The 26,991-nt window shown below is 66.0% G+C and carries 25 protein-coding genes; 10 read left to right on the plus strand and 15 right to left on the minus strand.

What is annotated here, in order from left to right; all coding sequences use genetic code 11:
- Window positions 1–11 precede the first annotated feature (11 nt).
- Complete coding sequence (locus ACFVWT_RS07825; protein ID WP_390246703.1) at window positions 12–1,217, plus strand: XdhC family protein; 1,206 nt, start codon at window positions 12–14, stop codon at window positions 1,215–1,217.
- Window positions 1,218–1,323: 106 nt separating this feature from the next.
- Entirely contained in the window at window positions 1,324–1,944 is a 621-nt protein-coding gene (locus ACFVWT_RS07830; RefSeq protein ID WP_043481340.1) for an L-threonylcarbamoyladenylate synthase, read from the plus strand.
- A gap of 37 nt (window positions 1,945–1,981) precedes the next feature.
- Here ACFVWT_RS07830 and ligD read toward each other — a convergent pair whose 3' ends face one another.
- Window positions 1,982–3,004: a non-homologous end-joining DNA ligase gene (ligD, locus tag ACFVWT_RS07835; protein ID WP_390246705.1), complete on the minus strand. Its 1,023-nt coding sequence runs from the start codon at window positions 3,002–3,004 to the stop codon at window positions 1,982–1,984.
- 160 nt (window positions 3,005–3,164) lie between these two features.
- On the opposite strand from ligD, the gene ACFVWT_RS07840 reads away from it, so the two are divergent.
- Both ACFVWT_RS07840 and ACFVWT_RS07845 read left to right on the plus strand, forming a co-directional pair.
- A complete protein-coding gene (locus tag ACFVWT_RS07840) occupies window positions 3,165–5,081 on the plus strand; it encodes an alpha-amylase family glycosyl hydrolase (protein ID WP_390246707.1) in 1,917 nt (638 codons plus the stop codon).
- Between the two features lie 28 nt (window positions 5,082–5,109).
- Complete coding sequence (locus ACFVWT_RS07845; protein WP_390246709.1) at window positions 5,110–5,787, plus strand: alpha/beta family hydrolase; 678 nt, start codon at window positions 5,110–5,112, stop codon at window positions 5,785–5,787.
- Between the two features lie 18 nt (window positions 5,788–5,805).
- Here ACFVWT_RS07845 and ACFVWT_RS07850 read toward each other — a convergent pair whose 3' ends face one another.
- From ACFVWT_RS07850 to ACFVWT_RS07890, 9 genes are all read right to left on the minus strand, one after another.
- On the minus strand, window positions 5,806–7,986 hold the full coding sequence (locus ACFVWT_RS07850; protein ID WP_390246711.1) for an elongation factor G-like protein EF-G2: 2,181 nt from the start codon (window positions 7,984–7,986) through the stop codon (window positions 5,806–5,808).
- A 112-nt stretch (window positions 7,987–8,098) separates the two neighbouring features.
- Window positions 8,099–8,251, minus strand: a complete 153-nt coding sequence (locus ACFVWT_RS07855; RefSeq protein WP_390246713.1) for a hypothetical protein — start codon at window positions 8,249–8,251, stop codon at window positions 8,099–8,101.
- Window positions 8,252–8,386: 135 nt separating this feature from the next.
- Window positions 8,387–8,992, minus strand: a complete 606-nt coding sequence (locus ACFVWT_RS07860) for a PadR family transcriptional regulator (RefSeq protein ID WP_390246715.1) — start codon at window positions 8,990–8,992, stop codon at window positions 8,387–8,389.
- A gap of 91 nt (window positions 8,993–9,083) precedes the next feature.
- Entirely contained in the window at window positions 9,084–10,091 is a 1,008-nt protein-coding gene (locus tag ACFVWT_RS07865) for a sensor histidine kinase (protein WP_390246717.1), read from the minus strand.
- On the minus strand, window positions 10,084–10,758 hold the full coding sequence (locus ACFVWT_RS07870) for a response regulator transcription factor (protein ID WP_390246719.1): 675 nt from the start codon (window positions 10,756–10,758) through the stop codon (window positions 10,084–10,086). Before ACFVWT_RS07870 ends, ACFVWT_RS07865 begins: the two co-directional genes overlap by 8 nt.
- Before the next feature lie 5 nt (window positions 10,759–10,763).
- Window positions 10,764–11,354, minus strand: coding sequence for a DedA family protein (locus ACFVWT_RS07875; protein WP_390246721.1), 591 nt, complete (start codon window positions 11,352–11,354; stop codon window positions 10,764–10,766).
- A 136-nt stretch (window positions 11,355–11,490) separates the two neighbouring features.
- Window positions 11,491–12,267 (minus strand): phosphatase PAP2 family protein, encoded by a 777-nt coding sequence (locus ACFVWT_RS07880; RefSeq protein ID WP_390246723.1) that lies wholly within the window; start codon window positions 12,265–12,267, stop codon window positions 11,491–11,493.
- Between the two features lie 297 nt (window positions 12,268–12,564).
- On the minus strand, window positions 12,565–15,243 hold the full coding sequence (hrpB, locus tag ACFVWT_RS07885) for an ATP-dependent helicase HrpB (protein ID WP_390246725.1): 2,679 nt from the start codon (window positions 15,241–15,243) through the stop codon (window positions 12,565–12,567).
- A 30-nt stretch (window positions 15,244–15,273) separates the two neighbouring features.
- Entirely contained in the window at window positions 15,274–16,095 is an 822-nt protein-coding gene (locus ACFVWT_RS07890; protein WP_390246727.1) for a VOC family protein, read from the minus strand.
- 145 nt (window positions 16,096–16,240) lie between these two features.
- Here ACFVWT_RS07890 and ACFVWT_RS07895 point away from each other — a divergent pair, with 145 nt between their 5' ends.
- Complete coding sequence (locus ACFVWT_RS07895; RefSeq protein ID WP_390246729.1) at window positions 16,241–17,206, plus strand: amidohydrolase family protein; 966 nt, start codon at window positions 16,241–16,243, stop codon at window positions 17,204–17,206.
- Window positions 17,207–17,254: 48 nt separating this feature from the next.
- Here ACFVWT_RS07895 and ACFVWT_RS07900 read toward each other — a convergent pair whose 3' ends face one another.
- Window positions 17,255–17,539, minus strand: a complete 285-nt coding sequence (locus ACFVWT_RS07900) for a hypothetical protein (RefSeq protein ID WP_390246731.1) — start codon at window positions 17,537–17,539, stop codon at window positions 17,255–17,257.
- Between the two features lie 104 nt (window positions 17,540–17,643).
- On the opposite strand from ACFVWT_RS07900, the gene ACFVWT_RS07905 reads away from it, so the two are divergent.
- On the plus strand, window positions 17,644–18,795 hold the full coding sequence (locus tag ACFVWT_RS07905; protein ID WP_390246733.1) for a DUF6226 family protein: 1,152 nt from the start codon (window positions 17,644–17,646) through the stop codon (window positions 18,793–18,795).
- A gap of 152 nt (window positions 18,796–18,947) precedes the next feature.
- Here the strand turns inward: ACFVWT_RS07905 and ACFVWT_RS07910 are convergent, their stop codons facing one another.
- Entirely contained in the window at window positions 18,948–19,400 is a 453-nt protein-coding gene (locus ACFVWT_RS07910) for a hypothetical protein (protein ID WP_390246735.1), read from the minus strand.
- Window positions 19,401–19,526: 126 nt separating this feature from the next.
- Here ACFVWT_RS07910 and ACFVWT_RS07915 point away from each other — a divergent pair, with 126 nt between their 5' ends.
- Entirely contained in the window at window positions 19,527–20,054 is a 528-nt protein-coding gene (locus ACFVWT_RS07915; RefSeq protein WP_390246737.1) for a DUF427 domain-containing protein, read from the plus strand.
- Between the two features lie 104 nt (window positions 20,055–20,158).
- Here the strand turns inward: ACFVWT_RS07915 and ACFVWT_RS07920 are convergent, their stop codons facing one another.
- Window positions 20,159–21,214, minus strand: coding sequence for a DNA polymerase IV (locus ACFVWT_RS07920; RefSeq protein ID WP_390247129.1), 1,056 nt, complete (start codon window positions 21,212–21,214; stop codon window positions 20,159–20,161).
- 173 nt (window positions 21,215–21,387) lie between these two features.
- On the opposite strand from ACFVWT_RS07920, the gene ACFVWT_RS07925 reads away from it, so the two are divergent.
- The gene (locus ACFVWT_RS07925) at window positions 21,388–21,852 is read left to right on the plus strand and encodes a phage tail protein (protein ID WP_390246738.1); all 465 of its coding nucleotides are present in this window, start codon (window positions 21,388–21,390) and stop codon (window positions 21,850–21,852) included.
- A gap of 347 nt (window positions 21,853–22,199) precedes the next feature.
- Here ACFVWT_RS07925 and ACFVWT_RS07930 read toward each other — a convergent pair whose 3' ends face one another.
- Both ACFVWT_RS07930 and ACFVWT_RS07935 read right to left on the minus strand, forming a co-directional pair.
- Window positions 22,200–23,648 carry an SLC13 family permease gene (locus ACFVWT_RS07930; protein ID WP_390246740.1) on the minus strand — a complete coding sequence of 483 codons (1,449 nt, stop codon included), beginning with the start codon at window positions 23,646–23,648 and terminating at the stop codon, window positions 22,200–22,202.
- Window positions 23,649–23,659: 11 nt separating this feature from the next.
- On the minus strand, window positions 23,660–24,778 hold the full coding sequence (locus ACFVWT_RS07935) for a PrpF domain-containing protein (RefSeq protein WP_390246742.1): 1,119 nt from the start codon (window positions 24,776–24,778) through the stop codon (window positions 23,660–23,662).
- A 243-nt stretch (window positions 24,779–25,021) separates the two neighbouring features.
- Here ACFVWT_RS07935 and ACFVWT_RS07940 point away from each other — a divergent pair, with 243 nt between their 5' ends.
- Together ACFVWT_RS07940 and ACFVWT_RS07945 are read left to right on the plus strand one after the other, a co-directional pair.
- On the plus strand, window positions 25,022–25,960 hold the full coding sequence (locus ACFVWT_RS07940; RefSeq protein WP_390246744.1) for a LysR substrate-binding domain-containing protein: 939 nt from the start codon (window positions 25,022–25,024) through the stop codon (window positions 25,958–25,960).
- A gap of 154 nt (window positions 25,961–26,114) precedes the next feature.
- Window positions 26,115–26,972, plus strand: a complete 858-nt coding sequence (locus tag ACFVWT_RS07945) for an SDR family oxidoreductase (protein ID WP_390246746.1) — start codon at window positions 26,115–26,117, stop codon at window positions 26,970–26,972.
- Window positions 26,973–26,991 lie beyond the last annotated feature (19 nt).

Below are 26,991 nucleotides of genomic sequence, written 5' to 3' on the forward strand. Positions count from 1 at the left end.
GAGAGAGGAAGATGCGTGACGTTCTCGCTGCCATGATGCCGGGCTGGCTGCATGGTGAAACCGCCGGTTTGGCTACCGTCGTGCGGACTTTCCGCTCCGCACCGAGGCCCCCTGGTGCTTCCATGCTGGTCACGGCCACCGGCGAAGTCTTTGGCTCGGTCTCGGGCGGTTGCGTCGAAGGTGCTGTCTACGAGCTTGCCACACAGGTTAAGGCCGACCGCCGCCCGGTCCTGGTGAGCTACGGCGTCAGCGACGACGACGCCTTCTCCGTCGGATTGACCTGCGGCGGCACTATTGAGGTGTTTGTAGAGCCGATTTCGCAGCAAACCTTTGCCGAGCTGAACCGGGTCCGTGAGGACATCGAGACATCCCGGCCGGTGGGAGTTGCCACCGTGATAGAGCACCCCGATCCCGGCCGGCTGGGTCGCCACCTCATCGTCCGGCCCGACGGATTCAAAGGCGGCCTGGGCTCGCACCGGGCCGATCACGCCGTCGGCGACGACACCCAGGGCCTGCTGGCAGCCGGCCGGAATTCCGTGCTGACGTACGGTCCGGACGGCGAGCGCCTCGATACCGGCATGTCCGTGTTCTTCGCCAGCTACGCGCCGCGGCCGCGGATGCTTGTGTTCGGGGCCATCGACTTCGCCGCGGCACTGGCACGGCTGGGTACGTTCCTGGGCTATCAGGTCACCGTTTGTGACGCCCGCGCCGTATTCGCCACCCGGGCGAGGTTTCCCGACGCCGCGGAGGTGGTCCGCGCATGGCCCCACCATTACCTCTCCGAGCAGCTCGCCCGGGGGCTCCTCGACGAGCGCAGCGTGATTTGTGTCCTGACCCACGACCCCAAGTTCGATGTCCCGGTACTTGAGGCGGCCCTTCGCGGGCGCCCTGTCGCATACATCGGTGCGATGGGCTCCCGGCGCACCCACAACGACCGGATGGAAAGGCTTCGCGCTGCGGGTGTGAGCGACGAGCAGCTGCTGAGACTGCACAGCCCCGTTGGCCTGGACCTGGGGGCGCGCACCCCCGAAGAAACGGCGGTATCGATCGGGGCCGAAATCATCGCCCTGCAATGGGGCGGCAGCGGTGAGCCGCTAGGGTCACGCGTGGAGCGGATCCATCACGATGAGGCGCCCGAGCGGACCACTGACACGGCAGCCGCCGCGGCTCCGGCGGATCCACGACGAACCCGGTCGGAGGCGACTGGCGTTGATTGAAGACAAAGCCCTTCGCGGCATGTACGCGGTCGGGCACGACGCCCGCTGCCACCCGGACCTGGCCACACTCCGTGCAGAAATCAACGCGGGGCCATAAGCTCAAGGCATGGCGAGATACTTTGACGTACACCCCGACGATCCCCAGCCCCGTGCCATTGGCCAGATAGTGGAGCTCTTGCGGTCCGGCGGATTGATCGCGTATCCCACCGACTCCTGCTATGCCCTTGGTGCGCAGCTCGGCAACCGCGAGGCCCTGGACCGTATCCGTGCCATCCGGCAACTGGACAGCAAACACCACTTCACCCTGGTCTGCAAGGATTTCGCCCAGCTGGGCCAGTTTGTCCAGATCGACAACGATGTGTTCCGAAGCATCAAGGCAGTCACCCCGGGCAGCTACACCTTCATCCTTCCCGCCACGAAGGAAGTGCCCAAGCGCCTCTTGCACCCGAAGAAGAAAACCGTGGGCGTCCGCATCCCGGACAACGCCGTGGTCCAGGCGCTGCTGGCCGAGCTGGGCGAGCCGCTTCTCTCCAGCACGTTGCTGCTGCCCGACGAGGAGGAACCGCTCACCCAGGGCTGGGAAATCAAGGAACGGCTTGACCACGTGGTGGATGCCGTGGTTGATTCCGGGGACTGCGGTGCGGAGCCGACGACGGTCATTGACTTCTCCAGCGGTTCGGCGGAAGTGGTCCGCCGCGGCATGGGAGATCCGTCCAGGTTCGAGTAGCCCGCCCTGCTGCCGGCAGGTCTCCGGCCCGGGCGGACTAGTCCTTGTTGCGTGCCCTGCTGGGCTGGACCCGCGGGGGTTCGCCCGGCATCTTAGGGTAGTCCGGCGGAAACGGAAGCTCTCCCAGCCCGGTGCCGAGGTCGCGCTCCCACCATTCGAGCAGCACGTCAATTTTTCCCGGTTTGGCGTTCATGTCCGCCCACGGGTCCCCTACGGTCCTGAGCCGTTCCGGGACAGTGAGAATTGTGAAGTTCTTCGGGTCCGCGCTGCCCAGTTCCTCCCAGGCGATCGGGCAGGACACAGGAGCATGGCCCAGTGCACGGGGGCTGTACGCGCCGGCTATGGTCCGGTCCCGGTTAGCCTGGTTGAAGTCCACAAACACCCGTTCGCCGCGCTCTTCCTTCCACCAGGCCGTGGTGACCTTGTCCGGCATCCGCCGCTCCAGTTCACGGGCGGCGGCGATGACGGCGTGGCGGACGTCCAGGAACTCACGGGTGGGCTCCACCGGCGCGTAGACGTGCAAACCGCGGTTCCCCGAGGTCTTGATGAACGTGGTGAGGCCCGCTTCCTGGAGCACATCCTTCAGGGCCAGCGCCGCAGGGATGGCGTCGTCGAAGTCTGTACCAGGCTGGGGATCGAGGTCAATCCGCAACTGGTCCGGGTTGTCAGTGTTTTCGGCGCGGGACGGCCAGGGGTGGAACACGACGGTATTCATCTGGGCCGCCCACACGGCGGCGGCCGGTTCGTCGAGAACCAGCATGGCGTGCGAGCGGGCACTCGGGAAGGTCACCTTCACCGACCGGATGAAGTCCGGCGTGCCCTTTGGCGGATTCTTCGAGAAGAACTGCTCGCCCTCGACATTGTCCGAAAACCGCTGCAGCGCCACCGGGCGGCCGCCGTTCGCTGCGATGAAGGCGTCCCCCACCTGCGCCAGATAGCGCGCAAGGTCCAGTTTGGTCAGCCCGAGATCGGGCCACAGGACACGGCCGGGACTTGAGATCCGCATGTCGCGGGGGCCGTTCGGGCCCTCGACGGTGAGGGTGGTGGATTCGCTCGCCATGGTGACAACCTACCCCGCACCGGTCCGCCCCGTCAGCAGGTGGCGCCCGAAAGGGAGAAACTTCGGCCTGTCCACTGGGCACGGGCCCGCCGGTCTGTAAGGATGTGAACTGGCCGGATGCCCCGCGGTACCCGGGAAATCGTCGAAGGAGACCCGTTCCATGGTTGAAGCCGCTGGTGTGGACCAGGCATCGAGGCAACATGCCCTGAACGCGTTGGGCGCGGAGGCGGACCTCATGTCCCGGGACAAGGACAGCTCCGTATTCCGCCATCGCTTTGACCGCCATTTCCCGGACCTGTACCGGCTCTTCCACACCCTGTACGGCAGCCGACCCGACTTCCAGGAGCAGTTGACGGCGCTGGTTCTCCAGGCGGCCCGCTCCTGGAACGAACGCCCGTCCGGCCTCAAGGCCCTGGACGAAGAACGGGACCACAACAACGCGTGGTTCCTCGCCAACAGCATGCTGGGCGGCGTCTGCTACGTGGACCGCTATGCGGAGGACCTCGACGGAGTCCGCGCCCGGATTCCCTATTTCAAAGAGCTTGGCCTCACCTATCTGCACCTCATGCCGCTGTTCCTCGCACCTGAACCGCATTCCGACGGCGGTTACGCCGTCTCCAGTTACCGCCGGGTCAACCCGAAACTGGGGACCATGGAACAGCTGCGTGAACTGGCCGCCGAGCTGCGGTCCAATGGCATCAGCCTGGTGGTTGACTTCATTTTCAACCACACCTCGGATGAGCACGAGTGGGCACAGCGGGCCGCGGCTGGCGATCCCGAGTACGGCGATTACTACTGGATCTTCCCGGACCGGACCATGCCGGACGCCTTCGAGCAGAATGTGCGCGAAATCTTTCCGGAGAACCATCCGGGGTCCTTCATCCGGATGGAGGACGGCCGCTGGGTCTGGGCCACGTTCCACACGTACCAGTGGGACCTGAACTACTCCAACCCGGCCGTCTTCCGGGCCATGGCCGGAGAGATGCTGTTCCTGGCCAACCAGGGGGTGGACATCCTGCGGATGGACGCGGTCGCCTTCATCTGGAAGCAGCTCGGAACCCCCTGCGAGAACCTCCCTGAGGCCCACACCCTGCTGCAGGCCTTCAACGCCGTCTGCCGCCTGGCTGCGCCGTCGCTGCTGTTCAAGTCCGAGGCGATCGTCCACCCCGACGAAGTGGCGCTGTACATCGATCCGGCAGAGTGCCAGCTTTCCTACAACCCGCTGCAGATGGCGCTGATCTGGGAGGCGATGGCCACCCGGGACGTGGCCCTGCTGTCGCAGGCCCTGGAACGCCGGCACAACATCCCGGACGGGACGTCCTGGGTGAACTACGTCCGGAGCCATGACGATATCGGCTGGACCTTCGCGGACGAGGACGCGGCGGAGCTGGGCATCAACGGCTTTGACCACCGCCGCTTCCTCAACTCCTTCTACGTCAACCGCTTCCCGGGCAGCTTCGCCCGCGGCGTGCCCTTCCAGGACAACCCGCGGACGGGTGATTGCCGCATTTCCGGCACGACGGCGTCACTCTGCGGCCTGGAGGACGGCACCGGCCAGGCGGTGGACAGAATCCTGCTTGCCCATTCGGTGGCCTTCAGTACGGGCGGAATCCCGCTGCTCTACCTTGGCGATGAGGTGGGGCAGCTCAATGACTACGACTACGCACTGGAAGAGGGCCACGGCACGGACAGCCGCTGGGTGCACCGCCCGCACTACCCCGCCGAGAGGTACGCGAAGCGCCATGACCCGGCCACACCCGAAGGCGCGGTGTTTGAGGGCCTACGCACCATGATCTCGGTGCGGTCAGCAACACCGGAATTCGCCGGAACACGGCTGGTCCACTTCGACACTAAAAACCGCGGCGTCCTGGGCTACCAGCGGCCGGGCGAAGGAACCCACATCCTGGTCCTCGCCAACTTCAGCGACGGAAACCAGACCATCACGGCGCAGACGCTTTCCGGATTCGCTGCCGGGGCAGTGGACCTGCTGACCGGCAACCCGGTGCGAATAGAAGGAGGGGTCACTCTCCGGCCACAGGAGTTCCGCTGGCTGCGGGTTACCCCGGCCCGGGTCTGAGCCCGGGCAGATCGGGCATCATGGATTCATGCCCGTACACGAATCCCCCGTAACCATCACCGTCGGCGATATCCAGGTCTCCGGCATCTACGCCCGGCCGGACAAGCCGTTCGCAACACTCGTGCTTGCGCACGGTGCCGGAGCAGGCATGGAGCATCCCTTCATGGCGGGCTTCACCAACGCGCTGAACGACGACGGCGTCTCCACCTTGCGCTTCAACTTCCCCTACCGCGAGGCCGGACGGAAGTTCCCCGACCGGCCACCGCTCGCGATCGCCACCTGGCGTGCCGCCATGGAAGAGGCCGCGGCCAAGGCGGCCGCGCACTCCGACACCGGTCCGGTGTGGGCGGCCGGCAAGTCGTTCGGCGGCCGGATGGCGTCCATGGCCGTTGCCGAGGGAATGCCGGCAGCCGGGCTGGTGTACCTCGGCTATCCGCTGCATCCCCCGGGCAAGCCGGAGAAGCTGCGGGACGAGCACCTCTACGGCCTCACCCTTCCCATGTTGTTCATGCAGGGAACGCGGGACACGTTTGCCACCCCTGAGCTGCTGGAGGGCGTTGTCAGCCGGATCGGGCCTACGGCCACGCTCCACTGGTGCGACGGCGGCGACCACTCGTTTGCGGTCGCGGGCAAAAAGCGGAGCGCCGAGGACATCGGCGCCTCCGTTGCGGGCCCGGTTGCGGCATATCTGCGCTCACATGGCTAGGTTCAGATAGCCGGGACCTCACTGCCTGGGAGCCGTGTGGGCCATATTCGGGGGCAGGGGCTCGTGCCGCAGGTAGGTGCGCCGGAAACGGCCGGTGCCGGCTGTTAATGCCCGCAGATCCACCGCGTAGCGCAGAAGTTCCTGTTCCGGTATCTCAGCGCTGATCTGGGTGCCGCTGCCGTCGGCCGAGGCCGTCCCGGTCAGCCGCCCGCGCCGGGACGAGAGATCGCTCATCACTGCCCCCACATAGTCGTCGGCGACGCTGATGGTCACCGCCAGGACAGGTTCGAGGAGCTGGATCCTGCCCGCGGCCGCTGCTTCCCGCAGCGCCAGCGCCCCTGCCGCCTGGAAAGCCGCATCCGAAGAATCGACGCTGTGCGCCTTGCCCCCGGTGAGCGTCACCCGGATGTCCACCACCGGGAACCCCGCTGCCACACCCTTCTGCATTTGAGCCCGGACACCCTTTTCAACCGAACCTATGTACTGCCCCGGGATGACCCCGCCCACGGTCTTGTCCACGAATTCGAAGCCGGCTCCACGTTCGAGGGGCTCGACGTCAATGTCGCAGATCGCGTATTGGCCGTGGCCTCCTGACTGCTTGACGTGCCGGCCGTGGCCGGAAGCCGGCGCCGCGAACGTTTCGCGCAGCGGCGTAACCACCTCGACTGTCTGTAGTTTGACCCCCTGCTCGCGCAGCCTGTCCAGCACCACCTCGCCGTGGGCTTCGCCCATGCACCAGAGGATCAGCTGATGGGTTTCGGCGTTCCGCTCCACGCGCAGGGTCGGGTCACCGGCTGCAACCTTCCCCAGGGACTTGGCCAGGGCGTCTTCGTCGCTGCGGGTTGCTGCTTCCACGGCCACGGGCATCAGCGGCTCCGGCATGTCCCACGAAACCACCAGCAGCGGCGCCTCCCGGGCTGAGACGGTGTCCCCGGTTTCGGCATTGGCAAGCTTGGCGATTGCGCAGATGTCCCCCGCCACGCAATAGGGCACCGGCCGGAGGCTCGACCCCGCCGGGGAGTAGAGGTGGGTGAGGCGCTCGTCGCTGTCGTGGTCCTCGTGGCCCCGGTCGGCCAGCCCGCGGCCGCTGACGTGCACGGCGGAGTCCTCGCGCAGCGTTCCGGAAAAGACCCGCACCAGGCAGACCCGGCCCAGGAACGGGTCGATGGTGGTCCGGACTACCTCGCCGGCCAGCGGACCGGCGGGATCGCACGCCAGCGGCGGGACCGGTTCGCCGTCCAGCCCGGTGACCTGCGGCAGGCTGCGCTCCAGCGGAGAGGGAAAGGCACGGGTCAGCATGTCCAGGAGTTCGGCAACGCCAAGTCCCGTTTCGGCGGAGGTTGCCAGCACGGGAAAGAATGTGCCGCGGGCGACCGCGGTTTCCAGGTCGCTGACGAGTGCGTCGACGTCTATTTCCTCACCGCCAAGGTACCGGTCCATGAGGGTCTCGTCCTCGCTTTCCGAGATGATGCCCTCAATGAGTGTTCCGCGGGCACTTTCGGACGCCGTCATCTCCTCCGCGCTGGCTTGGCGCACTTCCGGTACCGGTACGCGGGCGGAATAGTCAGACACTGTTTGGGAGAGCAGTCCCAGGAGCCCGGTGGTGGCGTCTCCGGCGCGCACTGGGAGGTACGCCGGCACCACCGAGTCACCGAACGAGCGCCGGCATTCGGCGAGCGTTGCCTCGAAGTTTGCGCGCGGGTGGTCCAGCCGGCTGATCACGACCGCCCTGGGCATCCCCACCTGGTCGCACTCGGCCCACAGTGCAGTGGTGGCGGCGTCGATGCCCTCGATGGCAGACACCACAAACAGGGCCGCGTCTGCTCCCCGCAGTCCTGCGCGGAGTTCGCCGGTGAAGTCACCGTAGCCCGGCGTATCAAGGAGGTTGACCTTGATGCCGTCCACCACGAGAGGGGCTACGGAGAGCACCACCGAGCGCTGTTGGTGCACCTCGGAGGGCTCGGTGTCGCTGACCGTCGTGCCGTCCTCGATCGATCCCATCCGTGAGATCACACCGGTCGCGGCCAGCAGCGCTTCCACCAGCATCGTTTTGCCGGCACCGGAGTGGCCCACAAGAACCACGTTTCGGACCTTCGCCGGCGAATCGGCAGGAACCCCGGTGGAGGCGTCCGGCCGCCGTGAATCAGAGGTTCCGCGGGCCGGGCTCTTGGCCCGGCCATTTGTGCTTTTTACCGACATGAGCAACTCCAGGCGTCTTAGTCGTGAGCCGCCGTGCGGCCTCTGTAAGACGATTCGACACCCTGAAGGCGCCGAACTTCAAGAGGCTGAGGTGCAGCCCCTGCCCGCGGGGTTAGCTTTCGTCGTGCCACCAGCCTTCCCAGGGGGTGGACGTGAGCTGCCCGCTGGGGAAAGCGCCCTTGGAGCCAGCCCCGCCGACATGCGGATCCTTGTCCTTCCGGCCGGAATGAAGGGAGAGTGTCAAAGTGCCCAAAAGAGTCATCATGGTGTGTCCTTCCGTTCGCTGCATGGACCGCTGTCCAGGTAGGAATGAGCGTAACCGTGCAATGTTTCGCGGCAACGACGCAAGGTTTCCTGTGTGTATCAGTTACCTCACCGGGGCACTTTGAGGTCCGGCGATCTACTCCGCCAGGATCAAATACAGCGCACGGCGGGCTTCGTCAATCTTTTCGACGGCGGCCAGGCGCTGTTCGTCCGTCGCCGCAACCCGGAACTGATGAATCACGCCAATGAGCTTGCCTACGCTCTGGTGAAACGCGGGACCCGTGCCCTCCGGGTCGGTGTTCCAGGCATTGCCCAGCTCGTCTGCATGGTCCTCCACATACGCCTTGCCGGCATCGGTGAGGGTGAACTCGGTGCGCCTGCCCTCACCAACGGGCGTGATGAGTTCTTCATCGACGAGCTGCTGGAGCGTCGGGTAAACGGAGCCGGGGCTCGGACGCCAGGCTCCGGAGGTCTTTTCCGCGATCGTCTTGATCAGCCCGTATCCGTTGGAGGGCGCTTCGGCCAGCAGGGAAAGAATTGCTGCGCGGACATCGCCCCTGTTGGCCCTCCGTGGGCCGCCCGGGCCGAAACCGGGCCCAAAGCCGGGTCCGAAACCTGGTCCGAAGCCCCGTCCGAATCCGCCCCCGCCGCCATGTCCATGGGGTCCGCGGCGGCTGCGGCCGCGCTCGAAACGTCCCCGTTCCGGGCCGTTGTCTGAAAATTTATCGTGAATGCCTCTCATGATGGCATCATCCTTCCGATTCTTATCACCGACCATCGGCGATAATTAACGATATATCGCTAAGTATCGCCGGTCAATAGACTCACGAGAGCTATCCGGGTTGGCTTCTGCTGTCAGCCAAGGGCACCACCAACCGCATAGTGGTGCCTTCCGGACCGGTCCGGGCGATCTGAACACGCCCGCCAGCGCTTGAGGCGATGTCGCGGACCAGGGCCAGGCCGATACCGAAGCTGCGCTGTGTGCCATGGTGACGCTGGGACCTGACGAACCTTTCGAAAATCCTGTCCTGGTCCACTCCGGTTATTCCGGTGCCGGTATCCGCCACCGTTATGAGTGCGTGGTGCTTGTCAGAGCCAGTTGTGATCGTGATCCGGCCGCCGGCGGGGGTGTGCGCCAGGGCGTTGTCCCCGAGTGCCAGCATGGCGCGGCGCAGGCTCCCCTTGTCGATCCGGGCAAGAGGCCTCCCCTCGTTGCGAACGATCACGCTGATGCCGTGGTTGCCCGCTACCTGCTCCAGGCTTTCGGCCACGGAGACGGCGACGTCGGCCACGTCTGTCGGTTCCGCCGGCGGTTCCTCTTGCGCCCCGGTCGCGGTAAGCAGGAGTTCGTCGACGATGGCCGTCAGCGCCGCTGTATCGTCGCGTATCCTGGCCAGCGCCTGGCCAGGTTTCGAATCCGCGGTTGTATCGCGCTGGGCGAGTTGGATGCGGGCATCCAGAATGGCCAGCGGCGTGCGCAATTCGTGGCTGGCGTCCTGGACAAACCTCCGTTGCAGTGCGAGTGCTTTTGCCAACGGCTTAATGGCGCTCCGTGCACTGGCCCAGCCGACGCCTCCGGCCAGGACGATGCCGGCGACGCCGGCGATGATCAGGGCTTCGAACAAGTCCTTCGCATCGAGGTAGGCATAATCCGGGGCCTGCACTCCCGAGCCTGGCACTGCGGGGTGGGCGAGCTGGTTCGTAAGGTAGAAGGCGGCCCCGGCGAGAAGGCAGAGAACCATGACGGCGCACCCTGCGCTGATCCGGACGGCGACCTTGAGCGCGGCCCGCCGAAGGGTTGCACGGTCGGGACCGTCGCCATCGGCGGGTGTCTCATTCATGGGCTTCACCGATCTGGTATCCCACACCGTGGACGGTGCGGATGACGGTCCTGGAGATCTTTCGGCGAAGGTGGTGGACGTAGGTGTCGATGACGCCAGGCTGGTCAGAGGGCTGGAACAGGGACGAAAGCAGCTCGTCACGGGTGAAGACCCGTGTTGGTTCGCTGGCGAACGCGGCAAGGAGTTCGGTCTCTTTCGCCGTGAGGGAAACCAACGGCCCGTACACGGAGCGGATGGACCGGGACGTTGTGTCCAGTTCCCAATCCCCGATGCTGAACAGGGGCCGGGCGCGGGTGAAGCTCCGGGTTAAGGCGCGGAGCCGGGCGCTGAGCTCTGCGACGTCGAACGGCTTGGTCATGTAGTCGTTCGCACCTGCATCCAGGCCGTTGACTTTGTCTTCAGTGGAACCCAGCGCAGTCAAAATGAGGATCGGAACCCCGACTCCCTTCGAGCGCAAGGCAGTGATGAGCTCCACGCCGTCCATGCCGGGCAGCCCGCGGTCAATGATCATCACGTCCCACTCTTCCGTCAGGCCGAGATGAAGACCGTCCCTGCCATTGGCAACCAGCCGGATCCGGTAGTCGACGCCAAGAAGTTCAACGATGAGGGGACCTAGGACGGCATCGTCTTCGACCAGAAGCAGGACAGGCAGGATATCCGTTGTCATGACGGCTATTCTTCCGTGGCTGGTTCTTTGGCTGGTGATTCGTTCCAGGCGTCTTCCCGCTCGGCGGCCCGTAGAGTGCGGCGGCGTTTGACTAGTTCCACACCCCAGGGGAGCACGGAAACGAGAACCATGACAATGGCGATCACATCAATGTTCCGGGCGACGATCTCAAAGTGGCCCAGCCACGTGCCCAGCAGGGTCACGGACACAGCCCAGGCCATGGCACCGACGATGTTCCACAGCGTAAAGGCCGTGTACCCGTAGCGGGCGATACCGGCAGTCAGCGGCGCATATGTTCGGACGAGGGGAACGAACCTGGCCAGGACGAGGGCCGGGCCACCGTAGTGGCGAAAGAATTCCTCGGTCCGGGTGAGATGGGCGGTCTTCAATACCTTGGCATCGTCCCTGAACCATCGCCTGCCGAATTTGCGGCCAAGCAGGTAACCCACCTGGTCCCCGGCCACGGCCGCCGCCGTGACAATGCCGATCAGTACCGGCAGGGTGAGCTGAAGCTGTTGGTGCAGCAGACCTGCGGTGAACAGCAGGGAGTCACCGGGCAGGAAAGGGAACAGGACACCGGATTCGACAAAGACCATGGCGGCGATGACCCCTAATGCGGCAGGTCCCAGGTCCTGGAGCAGGCCCGCAGGATCAAGAAGGGACAGTCCGCTCGTAGGTATTGCGAAGGACGGGGTTGCAGCAAAGGCCTGAACAATATGGATGACGCCCTCCTTAGGACAGAAATTGTCGGGTTGCCGCGTTGACGGGCAAACGCTGAAGGATCCTGGCCGCGAACCGGTTCCACAGGCCAGTGAGAAGGACAAGGGCCGCGCCGGCCGCTAGGAAGGAGGCGGCCACATCCGTAGGGTAATGGACCCCGATATACAGCCGCGACCAAGCCACAACGGGTGCCAGCACTACGCCTGCGGCCGCCGCGGGACGGGCCCAACGTGTCTCCCGGGCCAGGCAATAGAGGGCGAAACCCAGCGTAATGGCAAAAGAGACATGACCGCTGGGAAAGCTGTTTGAGCCGGTTTCCGGAGCCAACGGGTCAAACAGCATGCCGGGGTTGGGCCGATCGCGCCTGATGATGAGCTTGAAGAATTCGCTTGCCGCCCACCCCGACGCCGCCACCACGCCGAACCCGATCGCATCCGCCACCGATTTGCGGACCAGGAGGACAGTCACGGCGATCAGGGCAATGGCACCCACACCGAAAAGAGGGCCAAAGGCAACGTTCAAAACCATCGCTGCGGCCGTCAGGACCGCGGCATGATGGCGGCTGAGGTCCTGGTCGACGCCCAGTTCAACAACACTCTCCCCTGGCAGGAATTGCACGGTCAGGCCCAGCACGAGAACCGCGGCGCCCAGGAGAATCGCGGCGATGATCCAGTGCCGTGCCTGGGGAAGTTTGAGCATGACTGGGCGGGTCTCCGCTGAGCCGCTGCTGGCAGTGCTGACATTCCTTGCCGGGCTCGGTTCGGTGCGGTCGCGGTGGACTTCGGTCATGTTCGACTTCCTTCAGGGCACAGCGGACGGTTGGCCGCCATAACAAGCTTCGCCTCCCGCCTTTAAGGAATCCGTAAGAACCTCAGGCGTCTTCCTGTTCCGGCTTCGTCTACAGGTGCCGGAGGTACCTTTCGGGCGACTCAAGGATCGGCGAGCATGGATTCAGTGGATCTGGTGCTGTGGCGGGCGTCAGATCGAGCCCATGGTCCAGAAGCTGGGCGACAGGTGGCCGGACAGCCGGCCACTGGCCGCGGTCGAGGGGCACGCGCCTGCAACTCCTTCGACCCGGGAACGGCGCTACATCCTGCTCTTCGTCCGGGCCGTCGCCGGCGCCGTCCAGGGGTCCTCCGGCCACGGGTGTTTCGGGTAGCGGCCGCGCATCTCCGCCCGCACCTGCGCGTACGGCCCCGACCAGAACGACGCGAGGTCATCCGTCACGGCGAGGGTCCGCCTTGCCGGTGACAAAAGGTGGAACAACACCGCGACCCTGCCTGCCGCCAACCGCGGGGTTTCTGCCCAGCCAAAGCATTCCTGCAGCTTGACCGCCACAACCGGCCGGCCGTCGTCGTGCTCCGCGTCCGGGTAATCGATCCTGACACGCGAACCGCTGGGCACTTCGAGCGCCTCCGGTGCCAGCTCTCCGAGGCGGGCTGCGTCCGGCCACGGCAAAAGTCGGCGCAGCGGTTCCGTGAGATCGATTCCGGCCGTGGCGGTCCCGCCGGCAAGCGCTTCGAGTTCGGGTGCCAGCCAGTCGTCGAGGCGGGACAGCAGCGCCTGCTCGGAGACATCCGGCCAGGGGCTGCCCAGTTCCCGGTGAAGCAGCGCGAGGCGACGGCGCAGGGCGTCCCCCGACGTGGACCATCCGATGGTTCGCAGGCCTTCCTTTTCCAGCGCGCGGGCCACGGCTGTCCGCCCCTCGGCGGCTGAGGGCCGCACCGGCGTCGAGGACAGCGTGATCGCACCCAGGCGGCGCTCCCGGCGGGCCTTGAGCCGTCCTTGTTCGAAGGCGGCTTCGACGGTTTCAGCCAGCAGGTGCCGGGCTGCGGCCTCTGCCGTGTCAGCGGACAGGGGCGCGGCAGAGCGGATGACGGCGCCGGTTCCCGCCGCGTCCCGGCCTTCCGCGCGCGAGACCTCAGCGACCGCCAGCCACTCATGGCCGGACAGCGGGCTGCCAGCCGGAAGGCCTGCCCGCGTACCGGACGAGAGCAGGTACCGCTCCCCGGGACCGGGCACGCGGCGCGCCACCCGGTCCGGGAAAGCGAGGCCGACGACGAACCCGACGGCCTCTGCGCCGGTCACCGGGGCCACGGCCAGCGATTGTTCGACGACGGCGATTTCCTTGCGGACGATCGCTTCCATCCGCCGGACGTCCTCTTTCCAGCGCCGGGCAACCGGATCGTTGCCTGAACGGAGCGTGGCCAGCAGCCGTGTGAGGTCGGCGCCCGGAGCGCGCTGGTCACCGGCGACGACGGCGACAGTCTCCGCAGCGGCCCGGTGGCCCACCGTTGCGGCGCCGTCCAGCAGGGCGCGGGCCAGGCGCGGATCGGCGGGAATCCGTGCCAGGGTCTTGCCCAGCCCCGTGGCGAGGCCCTCCGGACCTATGGCGCCCAGTTCGCGGAGGACTTCAACTGCCTCACCCATGGCGGCCGCCGGCGGCGGGTCCGGAAGCGGCAACTCTTCTCCGCCGGGTGATCCCCAGCAGGCCAGGAGCAGCGCTGCTCCGGTCAGGTCGGCCACGGCGATTTCCGGGGTCTGGTGGGCCTGGGCGGCGCCGAAGGTCCTCTGGTCATAGCAACGGACCACGCGCCCCGGACCTTGGCGGGCGGCGCGTCCGGCGCGCTGTTCAGCGGAGGCGCGGGAGCAGGACACAGTCACTAGGCCGGACATGCCGCGGTTTGTGTCGCGCCTCGGCTCCCGGGACAGCCCGGAGTCGATGACCAGCCGGACTCCCGGCACGGTCAGCGAGGATTCGGCGAGCGCGGTGGAGACGATGATCCGGGCACGCCCGCCAGGCTCCCGCCCCGACACTGCACGGTCCTGCTCCGCCGCGTTTGCCTGGCCGTGCAGCTCCAGCACGTCGGCATCCACCCTGCCGCGGAGGCGTCCGGCAACGTGCGAGACCTCCCACGCGCCGGGAACAAACACCAGGGCATCCACGCCCGGGTCGGCGGCAAGCGCTGCGGCATGTGATGACGCGGCGGTGTCCGCCACGTGGTCCAGGAACGACCGGGTGACGCCCCGCGGGTCCAGCCGCGCCACAGCGGCGGGCGCCCATTCGGTTTCGAGCGGGTACAGCGCGGACGGACAGTCGACGACGGGCGCCGGGGCGGCGCCGTCGTGCTTCCCGTCCTGCCCCGACCCGATCAGGGCGGCAAAGCGCGGTGCATCCAGTGTGGCGGACATGGCCACCAGCATGAGGTCGCCGCGCAGCTCGCGGACTTCCGCGAGCATGCCGAGCAGCAGGTCGGTCTCCAGCCCTCGTTCGTGCACCTCGTCAAGCACCACGGCGTCCACGGTTTCCAGGCCCGGGTCGGACAGGAGCCGCTGCAGCAGTATGCCGGGCGTGACGAACTCGATTGCGGTGCCTGCACCGGCTACGCGCTCGCCGCGGACCGTGTAGCCGATGCGGTCCCCGAGCCGGCTGCCGTCCAAGGCGGCCAGGCGGCGTGCCGCCGATCGCGCAGCCACACGTCGCGGCTGGGTGACGACGATGCGCGGCCCACGGTCCCGTCCGGCGGCAGCCCCTGAACCACAGGAAACGGCGTCGGCTGCGATGTTGGCAAGCAATGGCGGGACCAGGGTGGTCTTGCCGGTACCGGGTGGCGCCTGGACCACCGCGGTTCCGCCTTTTCCTCCCGCACGCAGGGCGTCGGCCAGCTCCCCCAGCGATGCGGCGAAGGCCAGGCCCGCGCCGATGACACCCAGATCAAAGGGTGCGTCGGGGCGTGCGGCGGCCGGAGGGAGCGGAAAAGTCACGCTTCTATTGTGCCTACAAAGTTCAACGGGTCAGCTCGCGGGTGCGCTGACCGCGATGAAGCCGCCCTGGGGGTCGCCGATCACTGCGTTGCGGAATCCCGGCGTGTCCATCGGCGCCATCAGGATGCTGCCGCCCAGCGCTTCAGCGTGCCGGGCGACGGAATCCGCATCCCTGACAGCGAAATTGACGCTCCAATGCGGAGGAACGGCAACCCCGTCGGTCGCGGTCACGACGGCGACCACCTGGCCTGAACGGCGCCACAGCGCAAAGGGGGCATCCGGCACCGGTTCAAGTTCCCAGCCGAACATGGTGCCGTAGAACGCCTGCGCTTTCCCGACCTCGGTAGTGTGCAGCGAGCTCATCGCCCAGCTGTTCGGCTCATCGGCAAGCACGGCGTCGTCGCTCCCGTCGGCCTGCCAGAGGCAAAAAGGCACTCCCGTGGCGTCCGAGACCACAGCCAGACTGCCCGCTGTGCCCTCACCGAACGGTCCTGCGATGAGCGTACCTCCGGCGTGCTCCGCACGATCGAGAGCCTGACCGACGTCGTCGACGCGCACGTAGGTATTCCACGCGGGCCGGGACAGCGCCGGTGCCTGGCCGATCCCGGAAACCGGCCGCCCGTGAAGGCGAGCGGCATAGTAGTTGCCCTCGAGACCGGCCGGCATAGGGGCGGGACTGTCAAAGGTCCAGCCGAAGAGCGGGCCGTAAAACTCCATGGCTGCCCGGGGATCCGGCTGGAAAGTATCGATCCGGCACGGCGCGCCGACTGAACGGGTATCGCGGGTTGCCACTATGGCGCCTTTCTGTTCCTCCGGGCTCTTTCCTTCTGCAGCGTATGCAGCCGCGGACATAGCTTCAAGCCTTTGCCGACGCCCTTCCCAGGCTCCGCCTGGCAGCCGGCGCCTGGGCCGGAGTCCGCTGAGCGAGTAGATTGTTCGCATGCGCTGATCCTGGAGGGCCCGGACCAGCGAAACGAGCACATGGACAAGGATCCGGATGAGCCGGCCGTACCGCATCGACACTCACCAGCACATCGTTCCGCCGGGCTATGCGGGCTGGATGCAGGAAATGGGCATCCGCCCCGGTGGCGTGGGCCTGCCGTCGTGGTCCGAGCGCTCCGCGTTGAAGTTCATGGACAGGCACGACGTGCAGACTGGCATCCTGTCCCTATCCACACCCGGCGTATATTTCGGGAACGCGGCGGAGGCGCGGCTGCGGGCGCGGGAAGTCAACGAGTACAGTGCGGAAGTGGTGGCCGGTCGGCCGGAACGGTTCGGGTTCTTCGCCACGCTCCCGCTGCCGGACGTGGAGGGTGCCCTGGCGGAAGCCCACTACGCCCTGGACACCCTGCTCGCGGACGGGATCGTTCTGCTGGCTAATAACGACGGCCGCTACCTGGGCGATCCGGGCTTCGAGCCTCTGCTGGAGTTCCTAAACCACCGCCGGGCCGTCGTCTTCATCCACCCCGGTGAACTGCCCGCTCCAGCGGTGCCCGGCGTACCCGCCTTCGCCGCAGATTTCCTGCTCGACACTACCCGCACTGCTCTCAGCCTCATCCTGTCCGGTGCGATGGAGAAGTACTCGGGAGTCAAGTTCATCCTGGCCCACGCGGGCGGCTTCGTGCCTTACATCGCGTTCAGGATCCTGCTGACGATGCTCAATGACAAGGACCTGGCCCTCAGCGCGCTTGCGGCGCTGACAGATAAGAAGCAATCCGTCCTGCGGCGGTTTTACTATGACGTCGCCCTGTCCGCCAGCCCGGCGGCGCTTCCCAGCCTGCTCGAGGTAGCTGACCCGGGCCGCATCACTTTTGGAACAGACTTCCCCTTCGCCCCAACGGCGGCGATCGAGTTCCTGAACATGCAGTACGAGAATTACCCTCTGGCCCCCTCCCTGCGCGCGGCGATAGACCGCGGCAATTCGGAGGCGCTGTTTCCCCGCCTGAGGCAATCCACGACGTAGGAGTTCCGTCCCGGGTCCTGGTTTCCACCATTGGTGGCCGGGAGGACCTTAGCGCGTGATGCCGAGAGGCTCAATACGTGCGGCACATGAGACCAGTTGCAGAGTTGCCGCTGCCCCGGCGCGGTTGTTCCCGCCAGTGTCATCACACCAATCGATGCCGTATGGCGTAGCCTCGACGGCCGCGTCTCCGATAGCCGCCTGGAGCGGAACCTCAAAGGTGTAAGCGAAGCCGCCGGCGTCATTCATCGGGGCAGTTGTATCAATGACCTTCGTGCCGGCCGCGTCCGTGACAATCACCTGGGCAATGCCCACCCAAAATGGCCCGCGTCCCATGCGGGAAATGGTAGACCGGGTCGCTCAAGCTCTCCGGCCCAAATGCGGTATCACTCCTCCATCCATGCCCGATCCTTCTTTGCCTCGCGGGCTAGGATCTGGATATGGGGTCCGTGGAGGATTTGTTCGAGGGGCCGGCCACCGGATTGCCCGCACCGACCCCGCGCGGCGCAGCACTTTATGCGGAGGTGACCGGCCGCGAAGCCCCGGTCAGGCACCTCGCAGGCTACTCCGTGTTCCTCGGATTCTGCGCCGGCCACGACGTGAGGGCGGAAGAGTTGGCCGACGACCCGGCGCGGCTTATGTGGTTCCTGCACGCATTCTCTGCCGAGATCGGGAGCGAAACCGCTGTCAGCGCCGCGGCAGCGGTTTTCACCGGAAACACCATTGCCCGGCTGAGACCGGATGCAGAGTGGACCTCCTACGAGGCCGGGTCTCCCCTGGTTGGGAACGGGCAGACGAAGTTCGAGGTGGGCCGCCTACTGGGGGCTCTGCGCACCGCGGACGAGGACTCAGTCCGGGGCCTCGTCGCCAAGCTCTCGGACTGGGCCCGGGAACCGGAGGACCCGCCTGCCATCCGGCCCGTGCCGGTCCCGCCGCCTGCAGAAGAGTCACGTTATGTCCGGCCGGCACTGCCGACGACGACTTACTACTCGCCGGAAGGTGCACCCATCCCCTACGGCGGGCGGTGGGGTGCCGACGGTCCCGCCCCTGACTCATACAGCGTTGACAGCCATCCCGAGCGGTTCGCGGGGCTTCATGTTATCGCGTTGGCACTGATCGACCACCTGTCAGCCTTGTACGACGTGGACGTCGATAACGACCCTCGTCATGCCGCAGAGTTGCTCACGGACGCCGGGGAGGTGCTGCAGGCTGTCCGGCTCACGGCACGGCGCACGACGGCAGCGCCGCTCACGTTTGTGCTGACCGGCTACCCGGGTGTCCTGATCCACGCCGGCCTGTTGCATGATTTTCCGTTTCCGGTCTGCGGCTGCGATGCGTGTGACGAACCTGCGGAGACGGTGGCTGACCGGATGGAGATGCTGGTGCTGGCGGTCGCGGCGGGTGGTTACAGCGAGCGCTATCCCGTGGGTCGCCGCAGGTGGAGCGAATACGCACTGACCGCCGTCGACGGTTCCGGGTCAGAAAGCGGTAGTGGTGAACCGGGCCCGGCGGATGCCGCCCGACTCCAGGAGGCGGAGGTCCGGCTACGGGAGGTGGCCCGCGGATGGCGCCCCTGGCCGCTCAGGTCCTGACTATGAGCGGGGGCGGCCAAAGCCTACTCCGGAGCAGGGCCGCGATAGCCTTGCCGCATGCCTGTTGACGACCAAATGACACGCGGACCCGGCCCGCTTGAGCGGTCACCTCAGGCAGTCATCCTTGCCCGGCGGCCTCACACGCGACCGGCCTAAGGCAGGGGAAACTGGCCGCGGGCAAAGCGGGCGAAGCCGGCGTGAACGTCACGGATAATGACGGTTCCCGTGCCGAGGAGTTGTGCCTTCTCTCGAAGTTGGGCCACGAGGTCCTCGCCCGGGCGGCCGAAGATTTCGATCGTCTTCATTTTGATAAGCGGAGCAACTGGCGGGAACTTAGGCCCCGCCACCTTCAGGTGGAACTCCAACGAGGCCAGATCAGGATGAAAATGGAGGACGCTCATGGTGGAGCCGTCCTCTGAGAAACTGACGCTGTAGGAAATGATCCGAGGCTCATTCTGTTCAACGAACGCGGCAAGTTCTGCCATGGCTGCTTTAAGTTCCTCAAGCTTGCCGGCGCGGACCTCCGAGGTATCAAGGTAAGCGACGAAATCATCCATGTCATCCTCCCGTTGAAGGCCCGGGCTGAATGCCTGGGCCAGGATCACTACACACAATTTTCCTCCCGATCCGCCAGGGAGGCGCGGCGGATTTTTGGGTCCAGGAGCACGGCGTGCTGCCGGGACCTCCGGCGTTCACGGTGGAATCCCAGCGGAAGCTGGCACCATGGGGACATGACTCCTGCTCACGGCTCTTCCGGATTTTTCCGGCGTCCCCAGCCCATCAAACCCAAGGCCGGCCAGGAATCGGTGTGGGACTACCCGCGGCCGCCAAGGGTCGAGCCCCGCTCGGAGCGGGTTATCGTGCGGCTTGGCGGGCAGGTGGTCGTCGACACCACCGATGCGGTGCGTGTCCTGGAGACGAGTCATCCGCCGGTCTACTATCTGCCAATGGACGCATTCCCCGCCGGTGCACTCGTCCCGGTCGAGGGCACCAGCTTCTGCGAGTTCAAGGGAGAAGCGCACTACTTCGACGTCGTTGCCGGCGGAATAGTCGTTCCCCGCGCCGGGTGGACCTACCCGAAACCCACCCGGGGATTCGAGGCCCTCAGCACCCGGGTAGCCCTCTACCCCGGGCGCATGGACTCCTGCGAGGTCAACGGCGAGCTGGTGACCTCGCAGGAGGGTGACTTCTACGGCGGTTGGATCACCAAGCAGATCGTTGGCCCGTTCAAGGGTGGCCCGGGCACGGCGGGGTGGTGAAGACATCACTCCTGCGCAACGGCGGGACTTGCCCCGGACTTTGCCCCTGGTTCCTCCGTAATTAGCAACCGCCCTTACGGGCTGGAAGGGAAGGAACGACGCCGTCACCAACCTCCGCGCGTCGGCGTGCGTCCCTTTCGGGCGTCCTCGGGCATTGCCATTTCGGCCCGCAGGCCCAGGAGCCGGATGGGACGGCCCGCTTCGATTCCGGACGCGAGGTCCAGGGCCTGCGCGAGGATGTCGTTCGGGTCGGACGTCCCGGGAATCTTCCTCGCGTGGGTCTTGGTGAAGAAAGGTGCGTACCGAACCTTGAGGGTCAGCGCAACCACCGGCCGTCCTTCAGCCCAAACATCTTCAAGGACACGCGCTGTCAGCTCCCTCACGGCCTCGTCCACCTGGGCGGGCTCGGTCACGTCCCGCTGGAAGGTGGTCTCCCGGCTATGCCCGCGGGCAACCCACGGGGTGTCGTCCACGACGCTGGCACCGTCTCCGCGGCCGAGCTCCGCATACCAGGGACCCATCTTGGGGCCGAACTCCGGGACCAGGCCCTGGGGGTCGCACGCGGCGAGCTCGGCGACTGTGTTGATGCCGAGTTTGGCCAGCCGGCCAGACACTTTGGTTCCGACGCCCCACAGGTCTTTGGTGGGCCGGCTGCCCATGACGTCCAGCCAGTTCCCGGCGGTGAGTCGGAAGACGCCGGCCGGCTTGCCGAAACCGGTGGCGACCTTGGCTCGGACCAGGGTGTCACCGATGCCGACACTGCAATGCAGCTGCGTTCGCTCCAGAACCGCGGCCTGCACCCGCCGGGCGTATGCTTCCGGATTATCTGTCTCGGTGCCCACAAAGGCTTCATCCCAACCCAGCACTTGCACGGTGGCGCCGGGCTGCGCGCGGAGGGTTGCCATCACCGTTTCAGACGCCGCGAGGTAAGCCTCCTGATCGACGGGCAGGATGACAGCGTCGGGCACCTTGCGCGCCGCAATGCGTAAGGGCATTCCGGAACCCACACCGAACGCCCTGGCTTCATAGGATGCGGTCGACACCACGGCTCGTTCCCTGGGGTCGCCCCGTCCGCCCACAATGATCGGCTTGCCCGCCAGCTCCGGCCGCCGGAGCACTTCGACCGCCGCGATGAACTGGTCGAGATCGACGTGCAGCACCCACCGGTTTCCGTTCACGCCACCAGTCTGCCCTAAACGTCTCCACCCAGCATCAGCTCCCGCTGCGCACTGGGCCGGCCCCAAGGGCCCGGCCCGCCTCACGCGTGCGTTCGGACCCGCGCAGTTCCTCGTCACGTTATCGTTGGTCCCAACACATCTAGCGAGGAGGACGAATGCCCTACGTGGTTGACTTCCAGAATGTTTCTACAGTCGGCCTGGAATCGTCTCCGGTGGCCGAGGCGCTTGCCGGATTGCGCGCCAACGAGGGCCGCTACTATCGCAACAAGTACGACCACGTCTTCACCGTGAGCCCCGCGGGCGAGGTTCCGGAGGTGCTCGACCGGGTGAGCCGCATCCTCAAGGAGGAACGCGACATTGTCATCGGCTCCCGCCCCCTCGAAGCGACAGCCTTCGAGGTGGACGGTTTGCGGATGGATTACGTGTTCTACGAGTCCGGACTATCGATCAACGTCATGTACAGCATCGAGGACGGCGGGAAGCGGGCTGTCGGATTCAAGCTCGCTGACGGGATGGAGATTCCGGAGGAACTGGCATCACGCTTCAAGTTCGCCCGCCAGAAATCAAAGCTGGCGGGCGTTATCCGGGGATCCTACTTCGTCATCAAGGGCGAGTACTGACGAAGTAACGATCTCTCCGTCCTTATGCAGTTCGATCTCGTCGTTGCGGTAAATCCTGGTCCAGTTCAGTGCCGGTTCCAGTGGCTGCGCCATTGTCTGCGGCGGTGATACGCGCGAATGAATGGTCATGGGTGGTCCTAGCAGTTGGCGGCTTTGGAAAGGCCATGCGGGCCTGGCTGGACAGTCTCCACCCAGGCCCTGCGAGTCATCTTGTCGTTAGTGCAGTGGGGCGGCGCACGTTGCGAATAGGCGATGATCCCGGTGATCATCATTCGCCGCCCCACTGCGGTCCAGGTCCGGCCGGCTGCTGGTGCCAGGGCCGTCTTTCCGGCTGCGCCGGTGTTCGGCTACATAATGCCGGTGGGTACCAGCAGGACCCAGGCCAGGGCCGGGGCCACCAGCACCACTCCGCCGGCATAGGCCATCAGCTGCCGGTAAACGCGCTGCCTGTCGTCGTCGCGGGCGTTGGCCACCACCAGCGCGCCGTCGGTGGAGAAGGGAGAGACATCCACCACCGTGGCAGCGATAGCCAGTGCCGCGACCGTTCCGGAGGCGCTCAGCGAACTCGTGGCCAGCAGCGGGCCGGCCAGGGGAATGAATGCGGTCAGCAGAGCCGTGGAGGAGGCAAAGGCTGAGCCGACGCCAATGACGTAGCAGAGGACCAGCGCCACCAGCAGGGGTGCGCCCAGTGCCAGGGCCTGCTCGGCGAGGGTGTCAATGACGCCCACATGCTGAAGCAGGGAGACGTAGGTGATCATGCCCGCCACCAGCAGGACTGTCGACCAGGAGACGCCGCCGATGAACGTTTGATGTTCTTTGATGTTGACCAGCGCCAGCAGTAGTCCGGCGGAAAGTGCCACAAAGCCGATCGGCATGTGGAAGCCCAGGGTGCACACAAGCATCACTGCGATCAGTGCCAGGGTGAGGATCTGCTGCCCGCGGGGACGGCGGGTCCGGGCGGTGTCGACGTCGGCATGCTGGCCGCCTTCGCCGTCGCGCAACCGGCCGATGAGGGCGAACAGGACGATTGTCAGGACCGAGAGAATAAGGTTGAGGGCGAAGCTGGCTGTGAAGAGTGCGCCCTGGGAGATGGGAAATCCATTCTTCAGCGCGATGTCGTGGACCAGGACGCCGGCCACGGACAGCGGGGAAAAGCCGCCGGCATGGGCTCCGTTGATGATGAACGCCCCCATCAGCACGGGGTGGATGCGCGACTCGTAGGCGAAGCCGATGGCCGCCGGTGCCAGCAGTGCGACTGCTGCCGGAGAGAAGGTTCCCAGCGATGTCAGCGCGGCTGCGATCAGGAAGAACACCCAGGGCAGCAGCATCGTCTTGCCCCTGACAAGGCGCACGCAGTTCTGGACGATGATGTCGATAGTCCCGTTCCGCTGGGCCATGCTGAAGAAGTAGGTCACCCCGATGATCGTCAGGACGATGCTGGCGGGAAACTCCTCAAGGATCTGCTTGTCTGTCATTCCGAGCATGAAATAGCCGACGCCGAAGGAGGCAACCAGCCCCATCACGCCGATGTTCAACGGCCACTTGGTGGCGACGATGAACATTACGACGAGGATCACGAGTGGGATGATCTGGACAGCGGTCATGGCGTGCTCCGGTTCCGGGGTGGCCGAAGAGTTGAAGATATCACCTCCCAGCACGAGGACAATCAAAGCCAGGATCGCGAAACCCGCTGCCGCCGCCACCAGTACGAAACGGCGGCGACGGGTTGGGCGCGGGGCGTCGTTGCCCCGGGTCTCGCCCGCAGCGACAGCGGTGCGGTGCTCAGTCTTGGTCATAATGGTCTCCTTTAGCGGGTGGCTCCGGCGAGGGCGGCAGCGACGGCGCTGCCGGGAATCTCGGGGAGATGGATGGTGGTGGTGGCGATGGTGCGGGCCGTGCGGTCGACGCCTACGAGGAGCGTCCCGTTGTGTTCCTCGGTCCACGTCTCGATTACCCCGGCAGGGGTGCGCAGCCGGAGCGTGGGTGCCCCCGCGCCGCCCGTGATGGCGTGCAGCACGCTGGAGGGGGTGCGGGCGGCCAGGGTCAGGGCGATACTGCCGGTGATGGCCAGGGCCGGGTGGGGTTTGCCCATGGAGAGCATCATGACGTTGGCGTCGCAGCCGGGGTCGGGCCGGGCAGGCGCACCTACGATGGCGAGCTTGGGGATGGCCCGGGCAGCTTCGGCTGCGGTAGGGACCAGCCCCATCCGCACCGCAGCCTGCCGCCGGATCTGCTCCAGGGTTTCCAGCTGCCGCTCGACCCCGGCACGCCAGCTGTCGTACCTGGCAAGGTCCAGTCCCAACTCCTCGGCGCAGACCATCACCACGGGCGCTCCGGCGTCGACCATCGACACCGTCCAACGGGCTCCGCCAGCACTAATGGTGTCAGTGGCCGCCCCGGAAGGCAGCAGCGCCCCGGTGGTCCTGCCGGCAGGGTCTTGGAAGCCGAGCCCCACCGCGTGGCCGGGGAAGGGTACACCGGGCATCCGGGCCTCCGGGGCGGACGCCAGGGCGCCGGCAGGGGTGGCAATCCGCTGGACGATGATCTGGTTGGTGTTGGTGTTGCGGGTGACGATCCGGGTAACGTCGCCGTTGGGGACCACCCACCCCTTCTCGATGGCGTACAGCCCCACGACCGCCGAGCCGTTCCCGCAGTTGCTGCCCCAGTCCACCGCGGCGTCTTCGATGCCCACCTGGGCGAAGGTGTACTCAACATCGACGCCGGCGCTGACCGGCCGGTGCAGAATCACCGCTTTACTGGTGGTGGAAGTCGCCCCGCCTACCCCGTCAATCTGGCGCGGGTCCGGACTGCCGAACAGCCGGGGCAACAGCACATCGAGGCTGGTCCCGCTCTCCTGAAGATGCTCCGCCTCGAAAACCCAGCACTTGCTGGTCCCTCCGCGCATCCATTGGGCTTCGATGTTCATGCTTTTTCCTGCTCCTCCTCGTGCCTCAGATCCTGGTTGAGGGCCTGAAATGAGATTGACCCAGATCACACTTTTAGACAATGTTGGATTTTTGATGGGGGATGTAGAATTGCTTAATTCATAATCAGTTGAAGGGTTGGATTCATCCCTTCATCCTCGGTTTTGCGTGGAATAGCCCCCAATATTCGGAACGGAGGGCATGTTCCGGCAGGGAATGGACCGAATTTGCAGAAGGGTGAAGCGTTGCTTAACGACGACGGCCAGGATTTGTTCGACATAAGGCGGCTTGCGCTGCTCCTGGAGGTGGTCGAGCAGGGCTCCATTACCGCCGCGGCCGAGCTCATGATGTACACGCCCTCCGCCGTCTCCCAACAGTTGCGCAAGCTCGAACAGGAAGTGGGGCAGCCCCTGCTCAACCGCCGCTCCCGCGGGGTGGTGCCCACCGAGGCCGGCCAGGTGCTGGCCGGCCATGCCCGCAAGATCGTCTGGCAGATGCAGGCAGCCCGGTCCGACCTGGGGCAGATCGCCGGCCTCAAACGCGGGTCCCTGACGGTTGGCACTTTCCCCACCCTGGCCGGATCATTCCTACCCGTCGTCATCCGGACCTTCAAGAAGCGCTACCCTGCCATCAGCCTCTCTTTGCGAAGCGCACGCTTCGATGAACTCGTGGCAGATTTGCAGTCCGGGGTCACGGGGCTTTGCCTGCTCTGGGACTACCCCTGGAGTCCGTTCCAGGACGATTCCATCCGCATAACAGAGGTCTTCCAGGAAAGCACCGTGATCCTGGTGGCCCGCGGCCACCGACTCGCCGACCGGGAGCAGGTAAGCATGGAGGACCTGCGCAACGAGTCCTGGATCGTGCGCGCCGAGGCCCACCCTGTCGTGGAGGTGCTTCAGCGTTCCGCCCACGACGCCGGGTTCGAACCGGTGATTGCTTTCCTGGCCAACGACTACCAGGAGGCCCAGGCAATGGTCAGTGTGGGAATGGGCGTGGCCATGGTGCCCAAGACCGCAGTGGCCCTCCAACATCCCGACGTGAAAGTGCTGAGCCTCGGTTCAGCGGCGCCGCTCCGGCGGGTATTGCTGGCGCAGCGCGAGGACAAGGTCTACGCTCCGGCAGAGGTTGCCTTTCACTCCACCGTGTTGGAAATCGCCCGCGAAAGGGCCGGTGATTATCTCTAGCCGGCCCTGGTTATGCTGATACGACACTTACCTGAAGGTGCCTATTGCACTTCAAAGTGCGTCATCCGGCGGCGGAATTGTTCCCTGTCGACGGAGGTTGGCCATGACAGAAGGCGCACCGAGCGGGGCGCCCACGGCAACCTAGGAGAATCCCATGTCCATCGTTATTGCAGGAGCCACCGGCCAGCTGGGCCGACTCGTCGTCAAGGAATTGCTGGGACGCGGCGTACCGGCAGAGCAGATCGTGGCCGCGGGGCGTTCCGCTCAGCAGCTGGCGGAACTGGCGGCTCACGGCGTCAGGACAGCGACGGTGGATTACGACGATCCGGCCACCGTTGACGCCGCCCTCAACGAAGGCGACACCCTCCTTCTCATTTCCGGCAGCGATATCCAGAACCGGTCAACCCAGCACGAAACCGTCATCGGCGCGGCTGTCCGGGCCAAGGTTGCCCACATTCTGTACACCAGCGTCCTGGCCGCTGACACCACCGAACTCGTTCTGGCCCCTGACCACGCGAAGGCCGAGGAAGCCATCCGCGCCAGCGGCCTTCCGTTCACCTTCCTGCGCAACGGCTGGTACACGGAGAACTACGCCGCGGCCCTGCTCACGGCCCGCGAGACCGGAACGTTGCTCGGCAGCGCCGGCGAGGGCCGGGTGGCCAGCGCCACCCGGGCGGACTACGCCGCAGCCATCGCCGCAGTCCTGACCACGCCCGGTCACGAAGGCCACGTGTATGAACTGTCCGGCGACTACGCCTGGACGTTCGGGGAACTGGCGTCTGCGTTCTCGACGGTCCTGGAGCGCAAAGTCAGCTACCTGCCCGTGAGTTCAGCAGAGCACGTCAGCGCCCTGGAGGCCGCCGGCCTTGACCCTGCCACGGCCGGATTCCTCGCAGCCCTGGACGGCAACATCCGGGAGGGAGCACTTGCCCTGACCACCGGAGACCTCGCACGGCTGGCCGGGAGGCCCACCACTCCCCTGCTTGAAGGCCTGCGCCCACTGGCGGGCTGAGCCCGTCTGCGGGCGAGCA

The organism is Arthrobacter sp. NPDC058288 (assembly GCF_042880995.1).
GTDB lineage: Bacteria > Actinomycetota > Actinomycetes > Actinomycetales > Micrococcaceae > Arthrobacter.

What these genes read in the sequence shown, in the direction of transcription:
- ACFVWT_RS07875 (WP_390246721.1), bottom strand. Translation starts at nt 11,354, where the DNA reads ATGGTCTTTGTCGAATCCGGTGTCCTGTTCCCTTTCCTGCCCGGTGAC.
- ACFVWT_RS07935 (WP_390246742.1), bottom strand. Translation starts at nt 24,778, where the DNA reads ATGAACATCGAAGCCCAATGGATGCGCGGAGGGACCAGCAAGTGCTGG.
- ACFVWT_RS07865 (WP_390246717.1), bottom strand. Translation starts at nt 10,091, where the DNA reads ATGAATGAGACACCCGCCGATGGCGACGGTCCCGACCGTGCAACCCTT.
- ACFVWT_RS07900 (WP_390246731.1), bottom strand. Translation starts at nt 17,539, where the DNA reads ATGGGACGCGGGCCATTTTGGGTGGGCATTGCCCAGGTGATTGTCACG.
- ACFVWT_RS07840 (WP_390246707.1), top strand. Translation starts at nt 3,165, where the DNA reads ATGGTTGAAGCCGCTGGTGTGGACCAGGCATCGAGGCAACATGCCCTG.
- ACFVWT_RS07825 (WP_390246703.1), top strand. Translation starts at nt 12, where the DNA reads ATGCGTGACGTTCTCGCTGCCATGATGCCGGGCTGGCTGCATGGTGAA.
- ACFVWT_RS07850 (WP_390246711.1), bottom strand. Translation starts at nt 7,986, where the DNA reads ATGTCGGTAAAAAGCACAAATGGCCGGGCCAAGAGCCCGGCCCGCGGA.
- ACFVWT_RS07880 (WP_390246723.1), bottom strand. Translation starts at nt 12,267, where the DNA reads ATGACCGAAGTCCACCGCGACCGCACCGAACCGAGCCCGGCAAGGAAT.
- ACFVWT_RS07945 (WP_390246746.1), top strand. Translation starts at nt 26,115, where the DNA reads ATGTCCATCGTTATTGCAGGAGCCACCGGCCAGCTGGGCCGACTCGTC.
- ACFVWT_RS07930 (WP_390246740.1), bottom strand. Translation starts at nt 23,648, where the DNA reads ATGACCAAGACTGAGCACCGCACCGCTGTCGCTGCGGGCGAGACCCGG.
- ACFVWT_RS07915 (WP_390246737.1), top strand. Translation starts at nt 19,527, where the DNA reads ATGACTCCTGCTCACGGCTCTTCCGGATTTTTCCGGCGTCCCCAGCCC.
- ACFVWT_RS07905 (WP_390246733.1), top strand. Translation starts at nt 17,644, where the DNA reads ATGGGGTCCGTGGAGGATTTGTTCGAGGGGCCGGCCACCGGATTGCCC.
- ligD (WP_390246705.1), bottom strand. Translation starts at nt 3,004, where the DNA reads ATGGCGAGCGAATCCACCACCCTCACCGTCGAGGGCCCGAACGGCCCC.
- ACFVWT_RS07830 (WP_043481340.1), top strand. Translation starts at nt 1,324, where the DNA reads ATGGCGAGATACTTTGACGTACACCCCGACGATCCCCAGCCCCGTGCC.
- ACFVWT_RS07925 (WP_390246738.1), top strand. Translation starts at nt 21,388, where the DNA reads ATGCCCTACGTGGTTGACTTCCAGAATGTTTCTACAGTCGGCCTGGAA.
- ACFVWT_RS07845 (WP_390246709.1), top strand. Translation starts at nt 5,110, where the DNA reads ATGCCCGTACACGAATCCCCCGTAACCATCACCGTCGGCGATATCCAG.
- ACFVWT_RS07860 (WP_390246715.1), bottom strand. Translation starts at nt 8,992, where the DNA reads ATGAGAGGCATTCACGATAAATTTTCAGACAACGGCCCGGAACGGGGA.
- ACFVWT_RS07890 (WP_390246727.1), bottom strand. Translation starts at nt 16,095, where the DNA reads ATGTCCGCGGCTGCATACGCTGCAGAAGGAAAGAGCCCGGAGGAACAG.
- ACFVWT_RS07895 (WP_390246729.1), top strand. Translation starts at nt 16,241, where the DNA reads ATGAGCCGGCCGTACCGCATCGACACTCACCAGCACATCGTTCCGCCG.
- ACFVWT_RS07870 (WP_390246719.1), bottom strand. Translation starts at nt 10,758, where the DNA reads ATGACAACGGATATCCTGCCTGTCCTGCTTCTGGTCGAAGACGATGCC.
- ACFVWT_RS07855 (WP_390246713.1), bottom strand. Translation starts at nt 8,251, where the DNA reads ATGATGACTCTTTTGGGCACTTTGACACTCTCCCTTCATTCCGGCCGG.